The organism is Cytobacillus pseudoceanisediminis (assembly GCF_023516215.1).
GTDB classification, from domain to species: domain Bacteria; phylum Bacillota; class Bacilli; order Bacillales; family Cytobacillaceae; genus Cytobacillus; species Cytobacillus pseudoceanisediminis.
The window spans coordinates 1,358,003-1,370,086 of sequence record NZ_CP097349.1 but is presented as its reverse complement, the minus strand read 5'-3'; the positions used below and the strand labels follow the sequence as shown (position 1 = coordinate 1,370,086).

Here is a 12,084-nt window from a genome sequence, read left to right as displayed (position 1 = left end):
TCTCTTAGTCAAGTTTCTTGTATAAGTCGATAAATTCCTGTGCCATGTCTTTAATAGTCAGTGCATTCATCAAATGATCCTGTGCATGGACAAGAATTATCGGCAGATCGAATTGAGCTCCGGAAGCCTCCCCTGAATTAACTCAGTTTGATGTCTGTGTGCCAGCACAAACTCCTCCTCGGCTTCCCGGATTTTTGCTTCCGCTGCTTCGAACTTTCCGGCCTTTGCTTTCTGGATGGATTCCATTGCCAGACTTCTGGCATTCCCGCTGTGCAAAATAAGCTGAAATGATATTTGATAAAGCTTTTCTTTATCCATTCATTAACCCGCCTAACCTTGAATTGTTGGTGTTTGTTCTGGCTGCACCTGCTTCAGTTTCTTTTCATCCATTTTCCCTGTTACATATACGAATGGAAGATAAATGACAATGGAAATCGCTAAATTCACAAGTGCCAGTACTGCACCGGAGATATGTCCTCCTGTAGCAAGATAGCCGCCAATACCTGCAGGCGTCACCCAGGGAATGCTTGCCACAACGACCGGATAAACAAGCCCCCATTTAATCGCCAGATACGCGACTACAGTCATAATGACAGGTGCCGAAATAAACGGTATTAGCCAGATTGGATTTAACACGATCGGAAGGCCAAATAATAATGGCTCATTGATTTGGAAGATTCCAGGCGGTGTTCCCAATGCCAGCATTTGCTTGTGCCTCTTTCTTCCTGCAATAAACATGGCAATGATAAGGCCAAGCGTTGCTCCAGACCCGCCGAGATAAACGAAGGCATCCAGGAATGGACCTGCCAGAATTGCATATTTATCAAGATCTGCCACACCCTGAGCATATAAATCTGTATTTTTGGTCCCGAGAGATGTGAATAAAGGCGTTGTTACACCTCCAAGAATATTAGGCCCATGAAGGCCAACCGCCCAGAAGCCATGAACCAAAAAGACAATAAGTATCGCAAATGGCAGGGAATCAGCTGCATTTGTCAAAGGTGCGACAAGGGTTGCATTTAGCCAGTCATTTAAGAATTCCCCATTTGTCATTTTTCTGAACAGAAGGCCTGCCACTCCAAATATGAAAATCGTCAGCATGCCCGGCACCAATTTGGCAAATGCTCCTGCAACGGCAGGAGGTACTCCATCCGGGAGTCTGATAATAAAGGCTTTTACCCTACTCAGACGTATAAATACTTCTGTTGCAAGAAGGGCCACCACAATCCCTGTAAATAAAGCCGTAGCATTAAAGTATCCATAGCCAATGAACCCCCAGACACCTTCTGTATCCGGCACCTGGCCTACCTGAGGGACTAAGAGGAAGAAGCAGGCTGCGGCAACCAGCATCGCCTCGAATCCATCATCCCCATAGGATTTGGCAAGCCTGTGGGATATGCCAAAAACGGCGAATATGGTCAAGAAAGCAAACGTGCCCCACCAAATATCTCCGCCCAGTGTTTTCCAGGATTCGCCGAAAATGCTTTCCATGAGTCTTCCATATGGCTTAATGATTTCCCCTAAATTATTAAACAGAACAGCAAATGATCCTACCATCGTGATGGCAATCATCCCGATCAAGGCATCCCGGATAGCAAGCAAATGCCTGTTATTGCCGAATTTCATAGCATAAGGCATGATATATTTCTCAATAAACGTCATCATCACTATTCACCCTTTATTAATGACATAGCTTGCTTCAATACTTCCTCTCCATTGCATAAGCCATAATGCATGGGGTTTATGGGAGCTACAGGGATCCTGCCGCCTGCCTCTTTCTTCAATTGCTCGGTCATAAACCGGATCTGCGGTCCCAGCAGCAGTACATCTGCCGAATCAATATGATTTCTAACCTCCCCGTTGCCGACAGCCCAAATTTTACAGTCGATTCCCTGGCTTTCAGCGCTTGCCTGCATTTTAGTCACTAGAAGACTAGTAGACATTCCTGCCGAACAGCATAACAAAATATTCATCATTGACCCCCTTTTCTGTGTAAGCGATTTCAAAATAATAGAATGATTGCTTATTCTAATAGTACCATCAATAAAACAGATTATTCAGTTAATTCAATCGAAAAATATTCCTTTTTTGAAGTCACTCACCCCCTTCAATATCCTATGCTTGAATTTAATTGTAATGACAAATGATTAATTTTTCAATACATTTTTAAAATTTGTTATTACAAATTAATTTGGAATTGATATGACAATATGTTTTATGGAATAATAGAAAGAAGAACAGAGTAGGAGGAACGGGGATGAAAGACGGTTTCACCGAGGATAGTGCCCTGCACTTGAAGGTTAAAGAAAGTATTCTTGAGCTTATTCGAAATGGAGCATTCAAACCGGATACAAAATTGCCGACAGAAGCGGAGTTTTGTGAAAAATATGGGGTCAGCCGGACGACCATTAGAACAGCACTCCAGCAGCTGAGCACAGAAGGCCATATTTATCGCCAGCAAGGCAGAGGCACATTTGTATCAAGCAATAAAGTTAAACAGCGGCTGACTTCTACAGTCGAAAACTTTTCAAAGCAAATGGCGATGCAGGGAAAAAACCCGCTTATAAAAGTAATAAACCTTGAAGTCATCCCTGCCGATCCCTTCTTAGCAGATGTCTTTGAGCTGTCAGAAGGCGATCCCGTTAATGTACTCGAACGGATCAGATATGCGGATGACGAGCCGCTTCAATATGAAAAAGCCTTTCTGCCATGGAAAAAGACCCCCAGCTTGAACCGGCAGGCCTGTGAAAAATCCTTATACAATTTGCTGCAGACTCAATACAACCTGAAAATCAAAAAGACAATCGAGCATTTAGAAATTTCACTTCCGGAAGAGGAAATTAGTAACCTGTTAAAAATCAAACCTGAAACACCGTGTTTCGCTCTTGAAACATATGCCCATATTGAAGACGGAAGCTTAATCGAGTATTCCAAAACGATGTTCCGCGGGGACTATGCTCATTTTATTATTGAACGGAATTATGAATAATAGTTTGGCGGAGGATACTGTAAATACCGGAATACACTTGTTGCTGCCGAATGCGCAGCTGATTTAGAAACCGGGATCTGCGATTTGGATTTTGCTGTCTGAATGCGTAGCTGGTTCGGACAGCGTGATCTGGACTTTGGCCTTTGCTGTCCGAATGCCTGCCTTGTTCGGACACCATCACCTGCGATTTGGCCTTTGCTGTCCGAATGCCTGCCTGATTCGGGCACCATCAACTGCGATTTGGCCTTTGCTGTCCGAATGCCTGCCTGATTCGGACACCATCACCTGCGATTTGGCCTTTGCTGTCCGAATGTGTGCCTGATTCGGACGAGCAAGCAGCCGTTAGTCTTTTTGCTGTCCGATTAGATATAGGTCCTCATTTTTTTAAATTGATAGATGAATAATGGATTCACTTAGCATAATGCCCCATGCCACTTTATTGCCTTCATCTCAATTTTTCGCACCAGTGCTTCCTTCCCCTTTATGTATGCCTCAATGTTAAAGGGGTACTGTTTCGCTAACTCCATTTTTAAAGCTCCATATTGTTTTGCTTCTTCGCCGTTTAATCTTAAATAATCACGAAATGCAAGATGCCGGGTGATATCAGGATTCCCTTTTTCGTAGATATGGACATGATGGGTCCGCTGATTGCCCCCTTTCTCGAAATACCGCCGGCCAGGCAGTCCGTTTTCTCCGCGTGGTTCATACCCAAGAGAAATCATTTCAGTATTAAGGCGATCAACCTTCTCAATATCATTTACGATTGGCATTATATCAATGACCGGCTTTGCTGCCAGACCTGGAATGGACGTGCTGCCTATATGATGAATGTCTAGAATCTCTGTTTTAAAAATCTTCTTGAGGAGTGCTGCCTCGTTTTTAAATAAGGTTGGCCAATCGGGATTATATGGAGTAACTGCCACTATCCTTGTCATGATCTCCTCCTAATTTGGAAAGTTCTATTTTAGCCTCATTAAGCAGGCCCATAAAAAATCTTCTCCAAATAGATTACTAGGCTGCAGAATCTTTTTCATTTTTCTAATCTCCATGAAATGAAAGTCATTGTGAAAGATCGCTTTCAAGCGTTCTTCCGTATACCCGATGCCTCCCTTTAAGCTGCCGCTGCGATATACCTCCCTGTCCGGAGTAGGAAGCGCGCCATCAGTATTAAAGCAAACAAGTCCGAACTTTCCGCCCGGCTTCAGTGCAGCTTTGATTATTTCCAAATATGTCAGCCTTCTATGCGGGGGAAGATGATGAAACATGCCGCTGTCATAAATAAAATCATAGGTGTGAGGTTCAAAATGGAAGTCAAAAAAAGATACACATTTAAAATTTATATCGGCTTGTGCTTCTTTTTCTCTTTCAGCGGCCCATTTGATCGCCTTTTTGGAAAAATCAATGGCATCCACTTGGGCTCCATTCTTCGCCAGAAAAATGGCATTCCTCCCTGGACCGCAGCCAATCTCAAGGATTTTTCCAGGCCTCAATCCATTTTGAACATACTCATACAGGTTTTCATCCGGCCCCTTCGCTATGAAAAATGGAACCTCTTTGTCCCGGTCTTCATAAAATTTTTCCCAGAAGGCTGTTGGTTCTCTTAACAATCCATCCAGCATTTCCAGTAAATCGTCGATATGTAAAATCGCTTTATCCATGGCAATGACCCCCTTTCCTTTATTTTACTAAAACCCTCATATTCAAGGATTACAGCACCGTTAAAAATAGATTATTTATGCAAAAATGAGCTGCTGTCCCTTCATTATTTTTCCAAATAGCGATCCTGTAAGGGGTATTTTTAAAACAAAAAGTCTAATAAATACTTAAGGCTTATTACATTTGAAAACGCCCGGAAACGCTCACTATGCACATTTGGCGATCTTCACCCTTTCCTATTTCGTCATTTTTGTAATATTTATGAAATACTTTCTTCTCAAAACCTGTCCTTCATTTAGAGCAGCTTACATATAATGACTGACAAGAAGGTATAGGAGGTACATGATGTTTATTTTTCTTGATAAGGCGATTCTTGGGATGGCGATTCTGCGGCTTATTTCTGGAAGCATTGAAATTTTTGTTGCACTATTGATTATAAAAATGAATGATATCGAAAAAGCGCTGGTTGTGAATAGTTCACTTGCCCTGATTGGACCGCCTGTGCTTCTCTTGACGACAGTGATCGGATTAACTGGAATGGCAGATAAAGTTTCACTAAGCAAGATATTATGGGTGCTTTGCGGAGTCGGCTGCATTCTTTATGGGGTAAAAGGCAACTAATCCAATAAAAAAAGAGCTGTACGGACAGCTCTACTTCTGATGTTTCAGCAATTCGGAAACCGTAGTCATATGGTAACCCTGCTCTTTTAATGAAGAAATAATTTTCTTAACAGATTTCAAAGACTCTTCCCGGCTCTCATACATGACATGAAGAAGAATGATGGAGCCTGGTTCTATATTCTCAGCCACATGCTCAGTGATTTTATTTGCATCCCCTTCTATTTCCGGATGACTTTCAGGCTCAACGTTCCATAAGATCGTCTTACGCTCATGTTTAGATAAGTAGTAAGGCAGAAAAAATAGTTTTTTTCCGTATGGAGGCCGAAAATGAATTTCTCCTTCATAGCCTGTCTGCCTGATTAAATCATCTGTTTTCGCAATTTCATCTTTAATAAAAGAGGGAGATTTTAGAACCATCCGTGTATGAGAATATGAATGATTGCCAATTTCATGCCCTTCTCCCGCAATCCTTTTGGCATCGTCCATATGTTGCTCAATCTCTTGCCCTGTTAGGTAAAAAGTGGCTTTAATTTCTTCTTCCCGCAGAATATCCAATATTTCCTCCGTGTTGACGCCTGGTCCATCATCAAATGTTAATGCTGCCACTTTTTCCTCTGTTTCTGCTTTATTTACAAGGCCTCCGAAAAACTGAAAGTTCCTTGACTTGGAAATTTCAAACAGCAAAAAGCAAATCCCCAAAATCAGAATGATAGAAATGCTGATTTTTAGCAGTTTTTTCATAATTCCTCCTGACAGCTATAGTATCAGGGTAATTATAATTTCTATATAATAAAAAAACCAGCCCCCGATTGGAAACTGGTTTGATAATATAAGTATGGAGCCGCTCTTGCCGTAACTGTTATAAGAAAGTTTTAAACCACCACTCCTCAAAGTGGGTGTCCGCAGAAACATTCCTGCATGTCCTCCTTGTCATATAGACAGAGGCTTGTCATTCCTGTTCCGATGTTAAACTCCCTATTTCAGCTTAAAGGTTAAAACTTTAGTATGATTACGTACAATGCAGCTTGTTTTATTATAATAAAATAATTAAGTGATGATTTCAATAGAAATGTTTTCCTGCTCTTTAAAACCCCAGCTAACACTGCCCTATACAAAAATAATGGTTTTTTACAATCGAAACCTCTGGAAATATCGTATAATGCAGGTTAAACAACTTAACAATAAAGGAAGACTATAGGTTGTGTAAAAGGGGGATTAACAATTGGGAAGAAAATTCGAAAGAAATCTATTGCGTTTGTTATTTATATTTGGAATTATGTCTTTCTTTAATTTGATTAGAAAGCCCCCAATGAAGGAATGGCTAATCATATTCTTTTTAAAAAGCTATATTGCCACCTTTTTAGATAATCTGTTAGTGCGTAAAGGCTATCTAAAATACCCGGTAAATCTGTTTAAAACTTTTGATGTCAGCGTGCTATTCAGCTATATAATATTCCCGATAACGTGTGTTTATTTTAATCAGCTAACCATGAAGAATGGAGTTAAGGGGATTTTGTTAAAGTCCCTGATCTTCAGTGCTCCTTCCGCAGTTGCTGAACATTTTCTTGAAAAATATACACAGCTGATCAGATATAAGAAATCATGGAATTCCTATTATAGCTTTGTAACCATTATGGCAACTTTTTTAATGACACGCGGATTGATGGGATTAATTCGTAAATCTTCGGAAAACCAATAAACACCAGCTCCAAAAAAGTAATCGGGAACTGTGTTTATATTTTATCTATGAAGACTTCTTTTCTTCCCCAAAGCCGGGAGTGAAGCCTTCCTGGCAAGAACACCTCCATCATAAAACTTGCCGAACTGTCTTAAGATATCTTTCACTTCAGCAACGGAAGGGATTGTCTCATTTGCAGAGTATGTAAGATAGTAGTTTTTAGTGTTTTTCCGATGGATGATCCATGTGAAAAATTTCATCGCAAAAGCATGTGTATTGCGATTTCGGAATTTAGGCATCAGCTTTCCGTCCCAAACCGTCATTGTCTGCCCGTTTCCCTTACATTTCTTTAGTTCTCCATTTAGTTCCGCATAAATAAGACCAGGCGCTTTTCTCATCTGATTCATTACCAATAATGTCAGCACCTGATTAATAAACAGTTGAATGAGATTTAGTCCTTCCCCTCTTGTCAGGGAGATAAATGCCTGTTCTGGCAGCACTTCCGGCTTATCGCCCCAAATCAGCGTATTCGATCCGTCCATTTCCTTTAGCGGTGTCCATTTTTTTGCTCCATTACCTTCCCTCCTGATTTGGTAAAAATACCCAGATAAATAAGTATTCTCCAAAAGGAAGAATATTCCTTCAAAAAAAAACGGAGGCTAAAGGAGGCCTCCAATTGGGTTATCGATAATTGAGATCGGTTATTTCAAGAAACTGAACAGTTGCTTGATCCCTGTCAATCCGGGCTTTGAGTTCCAAATGATCAAGCTGGTAGGTTAACTCTTCACACTTTGCTGATTCGTAACAAGTTACAGTTTTTGTCTTGTCAGAATTACCGTACATTTTTACTACTTCGTCCTTGGTAAAGGGAAGCGCAGGAAACATACGCGGGCTTAAATATTCTGGATATACAGCAAGACTGCCTATTGTACCATCTTTCTTATTTAAGGTTACCCTTAGCCCGGCCCCATCACTCTGATAGTAAAGGCTTTTAATATTGAGCTGGGTTTCAGTCTTTTTTGGCTTGCCCATTCTGGATACTATCTCATCAAAAGCATCTCCTGGTTTTAAGCCAAAAATATGAAGTTCTTCTTTCGAAAGAATAAAGGCATCTTTAATTCCTGCCTTTTTGACTGCCTCCAGTTGCTTCACAGCATTCTTTTTGTCTTTAAATGCACCAGCCTGCACACGGTAATAGGTTTTGCCATCAATGACAGCGGTGCCAATTGCGGCAGGGATCTCTTTTTCTTTAGTAGTGCTGCCCGCTTTTCCGCATTCTCTTTTTTGCTGAAAGAACCGGCAATAATCTTATGATATCCAGCTTCCTCTCCGGATAGAATGAGACGCTGCCCCGGATAGATTGTTGTACCTTTTAAATCATTCAGATCCGAAATTTGTGCCACACTCATATGATGCTTCTTAGCCAGGGAATATAGTGTGTCCCCTTTTTCACGACAGCTATTTCTTTATCTCCGCTGTGGTCCGCAAATACTGCTCCCCTGTAAAAATAACTGCCAGAGAAATGACTCCTGCTGCAATTGCCTGTTTGATTTTCTTCATTATTTTCACCTCACTATATATGACGAAGGGAAATAATGGATGTCGCAGGATGACGAGCCTATTTTGGAAAATGGGCAGCATTAGTGGTTAGAGATTAACTGCATTTTTTTCATCGTTATCATTGGGATTAACTACCGTTTTTTCTAAGGCAGCCTCCTTTCGGCTTTATTCATTCGGATTAACTACCATTTTCCCTATGGCCGATCGATTTTAGGCGTTACTCGCTCGGATTAACTACCATTTTTCCTATGGCAGCTCTCTTTTCGGCTTCATTCATTAGGATTAACTACCATTTTTCCTATGGTAGCTCTCTTTTCGTCGTTATTCACCCGGATTAACTACCATTTTTCCTGATGCCTCTCTTTTTTGGTCGTTATTCATCTGGATTAACTACCATTTTTCCTGATGCCTCTCTTTTTTGGTCGTTATTCATCTGGATTAACTACCATTTTTCCTGATGCCTCTCTTTTTTGGTCGTTATTCATCTGGATTAACTACCATTTACTCAAGGTAACTCTCTTTTCGTCGTTATTAATTAAGATTAACTACCATTTTTCCTAAGACAGCTCTCTTTTCGGCTTTATTCATTCGGAATAACTACCGTTTTTCCTATGGTAGCTCTCTTTTCGTCGTTATTCACCCGGATTAACTACCATTTTTCCTGATGCCTCTCTTTTTTGGTCGTTATTCATCTGGATTAACTACCATTTTTCCTGATGCCTCTCTTTTTTGGTCGTTATTCATCTGGATTAACTACCATTTCGTCGTTATTCATTCAGATTAACTACCATTTTTCCTGATGCCTCCCTTTTTTCGTCGTTATTCACCCGGATTAACTACCATTTTTCCTGATACCTCTCTTTTTCGGTGTTATTCATTCGGATTAACTACCATTTTTCCTAAGGCACTTCCCCTTTCGCCTTTATTCACTCGGTTTAACTGCCATTTTCATTAAGATATTCAATTTGGCCCTCAATCCCCATCTCCTCTTAAAATCACCTCTTCACACAAAGAAGAGAGATGGCCCTAAGCCATCTCTCTCCCCTTTATGCTGGTGCATCTATTTCATCTTCAGCAATGTGTTTTTCGTTATATTCCACATCTTTGCGTGCATTGTAGCGGTCTGCTTTTTCAAGGGTAACCGTGATGTTATAGTCAGGGATACCTGCGAATTTTTCGTAGCGGCCTCTTGGCAATAGGAAGTTTCCTTCCGGGAAGTGGACTTCGACGTTGCCGCGGGCGATGTCGACGAATTTGGCTCTTCCCTGGAATACACCGAATCCATTGTATAGGACGATCCCTTCACCCTCTGCAATGCTTAAGTCCTTTCCATCCTCTGCGTTCATTAATACATCATATCGTCCGGCTCCATTCAGCGGGTCCACCTCTTTATAGACCATGGAATTAAACTGCTTCCCGCGGCGTGACGTAACAATGAATTGCCCTTCTTTCTTTCCAAGGTCTGGAATATCCACAGTAATAAGTGTGCCTTTTCCATCCGGTGTAGGGCAGATGCCGTCCTCGCATAACCATGCTCCGCCCCACTGGAAGACATCTCCTGCTTTTTTCAGATGCTGGATGCCATCATAACTAGGGTTAGCCACAGCAATTTCATCACGGATTTGCTGTGCATTTTTAAATTCAACGAGATGAGCAGTTTCAGGCTTTACACGTTTGGCAAGATCAATGTAGATCTTCCACTCCTCGCGTGCCTCTTCAATTTTATTTTTATTCCCTTCAATTTCCGGACTGAAATACACCATGCGTTCCGTTGAAGTGGACGTACCGCCGCCCTCCTGCTCGTACCTGGTTTTAGCAGGAAGCACGATGACCGCTTCTTTCGCATCAACCAGTGTAGACGTATTTAAAATAATATCCTGGTGAACACGGATATCCAGTTCAGATAGAGCTTTTTCAATAAAATCAGGATCTGGCATTGTCTCAAGGAAGTTGCCGCCTGAAAGATAGTAAAGCTTGATTTTCCGTTCATGGTCTTCTGGAAGCAGGATATTCTCCAGTGTCACCCCGACAATATCACCCTGCCATTTCTCAAGCTCGAATCCCCAAAGATTTTGAATGCGGGTAAAATTGTCTCCGTAAAAGTCACCGCCAGGCAATACGAATGGATCTGCCCCCATTTCACCGCTTCCCTGCACAGATGAATGTCCGCGGAATGGCATAAGCCCATTATGCTTTCGGCCCAGATGACCGCGAAGCAGCGCAAGATTGGCAACCTGTGAGATGTTATCAGTCGCAAAAGAATGCATGGTCAGGCCAAGAGCCCAGGCATAGACGGCATTTTTGCTGTTCGCAAGCAGTTCAGCAAGCTCGATGATACGCTCTTTGCTTACACCAGAAGATTTAATAATCTCTTCCCATGACTGCTCTTTTACTTTCTTTTTCAAATCTTCATATCCATTTACATGCTCGTTCACAAACTTATGATTGATGGCAGAACCGCGCTCCGCTTTTTCCATTTCAAACCAGTGTTTCATGATCCCGTGCATAAAGGCAATATCTCCGCCGATATTTACCTGATAAAAATCATCTGCAATTTTTGTGCCGAACAAAGCAGATTCAGGATTTGACGGAATCCAATATTTGTCCATTGCCGGCTCTCTGTATGGATTGACGACGATAATTTTTGTGCCGTTCTTCTTCGCTTCAAGCATATATTTGGATGAAACAGGCGAGCTGTTTGATGCCACACTGCCCCAGAATAACAGGACATCCGTTCCAATCCAGTCAAGATAGTTGGCTGTGGAAGCTCCTACTCCAATGGAACGCTTTAAAGCGGTTTTAGAAGGCGAATGGCAAATGCGGCTCGCATTATCGATGTGATTCGTTCCAAGGAAGCGGGCAACTTTGCCGGCCACATAATAAGATTCATTCGTAATTCCCCTGCTAGTCAGGTAGAACGCATACTGTTTAGGATCGAGCACCTTCATTTTTTCAGCAATCATGTTCATGGCATCATCCCAAGTAATCCGGGAGAATGTGCGCTCTCCTTTTCTGCGGATCATTGGATAAGGAATGCGGCCCAATTTACGAAGCTCGGTGCTGTCATATTTGCGCAGCTCATCGATATCGGCATGCAGAATTTCTGGTTTGATTGCTCCGGCAGTATTCAAACGAAGGACATTTAACCTTGTTGTACATACGTGCGGCCCCTTAAGTGTCTGGTCATAAAGACCGGAAACGCCAAGGGCACATCCGTCACACACACCTTTCGTTAAAATATTTGCGGCATACCCAATATTATCTTTGTTTTCCCATAGGATTTTTGCTGTATCCCTCATATGTTTCGGCTTTATTTTACCAAGACCAAATGGAATTGGGCTCACCCAATGCTTCGGATCCGGCATTGCCTTTTTATTCTGAGGTCCTGGATGTTTTGTTTTTCCCACCTGAAACACTCCCTTGATTTTTTCTATTTAATAGAGATCCTGAATCTCTTAATTTCCAATGTTCAAATAGCATTTATTATTGTATATGGGTAAATGGAATAAATTTGCCCTTTTTTCATAAAAAACCACCGCAAAAAGCCTCTAATTAATAGTTGCTGATTTCTGCGGCGGTT

The 12,084-nt window shown here is 41.6% G+C and carries 12 protein-coding genes, 1 other RNA gene and 1 pseudogene; 3 read left to right on the top strand and 11 right to left on the bottom strand.

The annotated features are described in order from the left end of the window. Nucleotides 1–4 precede the first annotated feature (4 nt). The 3 genes and pseudogenes from M5V91_RS07285 to M5V91_RS07275 all read right to left on the bottom strand — a co-directional run bounded on the left by M5V91_RS07285 (nt 5) and on the right by M5V91_RS07275 (nt 1,973). Nucleotides 5–318 (bottom strand): annotated as a pseudogene (locus tag M5V91_RS07285) (PTS sugar transporter subunit IIA). A 12-nt stretch (nt 319–330) separates the two neighbouring features. Beyond that, a complete protein-coding gene (locus M5V91_RS07280) occupies nt 331–1,665 on the bottom strand; it encodes a PTS sugar transporter subunit IIC (RefSeq protein ID WP_019381346.1) in 1,335 nt (444 codons plus the stop codon). Nucleotides 1,666–1,667: 2 nt separating this feature from the next. Beyond that, the gene (locus tag M5V91_RS07275) at nt 1,668–1,973 is read right to left on the bottom strand and encodes a PTS sugar transporter subunit IIB (protein WP_009334322.1); all 306 of its coding nucleotides are present in this window, start codon (nt 1,971–1,973) and stop codon (nt 1,668–1,670) included. 284 nt (nt 1,974–2,257) lie between these two features. Between M5V91_RS07275 and M5V91_RS07270 the strand changes: the two genes are divergently transcribed. Then, the gene (locus tag M5V91_RS07270; RefSeq protein ID WP_019381345.1) at nt 2,258–2,989 is read left to right on the top strand and encodes a GntR family transcriptional regulator; all 732 of its coding nucleotides are present in this window, start codon (nt 2,258–2,260) and stop codon (nt 2,987–2,989) included. Nucleotides 2,990–3,402: 413 nt separating this feature from the next. Here the strand turns inward: M5V91_RS07270 and M5V91_RS07265 are convergent, their stop codons facing one another. Both M5V91_RS07265 and M5V91_RS07260 read right to left on the bottom strand, forming a co-directional pair. Next, a complete protein-coding gene (locus M5V91_RS07265) occupies nt 3,403–3,924 on the bottom strand; it encodes a GrpB family protein (protein WP_009334320.1) in 522 nt (173 codons plus the stop codon). Nucleotides 3,925–3,948: 24 nt separating this feature from the next. Further along, entirely contained in the window at nt 3,949–4,647 is a 699-nt protein-coding gene (locus M5V91_RS07260) for a class I SAM-dependent methyltransferase (RefSeq protein ID WP_284521949.1), read from the bottom strand. 343 nt (nt 4,648–4,990) lie between these two features. Here M5V91_RS07260 and M5V91_RS07255 point away from each other — a divergent pair, with 343 nt between their 5' ends. Then, nucleotides 4,991–5,266, top strand: a complete 276-nt coding sequence (locus M5V91_RS07255) for a YqhV family protein (RefSeq protein ID WP_009334318.1) — start codon at nt 4,991–4,993, stop codon at nt 5,264–5,266. Nucleotides 5,267–5,296: 30 nt separating this feature from the next. On the opposite strand, the gene M5V91_RS07250 is transcribed toward M5V91_RS07255, so the two are convergent. Both M5V91_RS07250 and ssrS read right to left on the bottom strand, forming a co-directional pair. Further along, entirely contained in the window at nt 5,297–6,007 is a 711-nt protein-coding gene (locus tag M5V91_RS07250) for a polysaccharide deacetylase family protein (protein WP_009334317.1), read from the bottom strand. 93 nt (nt 6,008–6,100) lie between these two features. Further along, nucleotides 6,101–6,296, bottom strand: a non-coding RNA gene (ssrS, locus tag M5V91_RS07245) — 6S RNA. 192 nt (nt 6,297–6,488) lie between these two features. Here ssrS and M5V91_RS07240 point away from each other — a divergent pair. Next, nucleotides 6,489–6,965 (top strand): CBO0543 family protein, encoded by a 477-nt coding sequence (locus M5V91_RS07240; RefSeq protein WP_009334316.1) that lies wholly within the window; start codon nt 6,489–6,491, stop codon nt 6,963–6,965. 41 nt (nt 6,966–7,006) lie between these two features. Here the strand turns inward: M5V91_RS07240 and M5V91_RS07235 are convergent, their stop codons facing one another. From M5V91_RS07235 to M5V91_RS07220, 4 genes are all read right to left on the bottom strand, one after another. Next, complete coding sequence (locus tag M5V91_RS07235; RefSeq protein WP_284521948.1) at nt 7,007–7,570, bottom strand: hypothetical protein; 564 nt, start codon at nt 7,568–7,570, stop codon at nt 7,007–7,009. A gap of 55 nt (nt 7,571–7,625) precedes the next feature. After that, nucleotides 7,626–8,132: a hypothetical protein gene (locus tag M5V91_RS07230; protein WP_284521947.1), complete on the bottom strand. Its 507-nt coding sequence runs from the start codon at nt 8,130–8,132 to the stop codon at nt 7,626–7,628. After that, entirely contained in the window at nt 8,093–8,353 is a 261-nt protein-coding gene (locus tag M5V91_RS07225) for a LysM peptidoglycan-binding domain-containing protein (RefSeq protein ID WP_284521946.1), read from the bottom strand. Before M5V91_RS07225 ends, M5V91_RS07230 begins: the two co-directional genes overlap by 40 nt. A gap of 1,197 nt (nt 8,354–9,550) precedes the next feature. Beyond that, the gene (locus M5V91_RS07220) at nt 9,551–11,911 is read right to left on the bottom strand and encodes an FdhF/YdeP family oxidoreductase (RefSeq protein WP_009334313.1); all 2,361 of its coding nucleotides are present in this window, start codon (nt 11,909–11,911) and stop codon (nt 9,551–9,553) included. Nucleotides 11,912–12,084: the final 173 nt, after the last annotated feature.

Coding starts and splice junctions, on each gene's coding strand:
- M5V91_RS07265 (WP_009334320.1), bottom strand. CDS start 3,924: ATGACAAGGATAGTGGCAGTTACTCCATATAATCCCGATTGGCCAACC.
- M5V91_RS07225 (WP_284521946.1), bottom strand. CDS start 8,353: ATGAGTGTGGCACAAATTTCGGATCTGAATGATTTAAAAGGTACAACA.
- M5V91_RS07270 (WP_019381345.1), top strand. CDS start 2,258: ATGAAAGACGGTTTCACCGAGGATAGTGCCCTGCACTTGAAGGTTAAA.
- M5V91_RS07250 (WP_009334317.1), bottom strand. CDS start 6,007: ATGAAAAAACTGCTAAAAATCAGCATTTCTATCATTCTGATTTTGGGG.
- M5V91_RS07255 (WP_009334318.1), top strand. CDS start 4,991: ATGTTTATTTTTCTTGATAAGGCGATTCTTGGGATGGCGATTCTGCGG.
- M5V91_RS07275 (WP_009334322.1), bottom strand. CDS start 1,973: ATGAATATTTTGTTATGCTGTTCGGCAGGAATGTCTACTAGTCTTCTA.
- M5V91_RS07260 (WP_284521949.1), bottom strand. CDS start 4,647: ATGGATAAAGCGATTTTACATATCGACGATTTACTGGAAATGCTGGAT.
- M5V91_RS07280 (WP_019381346.1), bottom strand. CDS start 1,665: ATGATGACGTTTATTGAGAAATATATCATGCCTTATGCTATGAAATTC.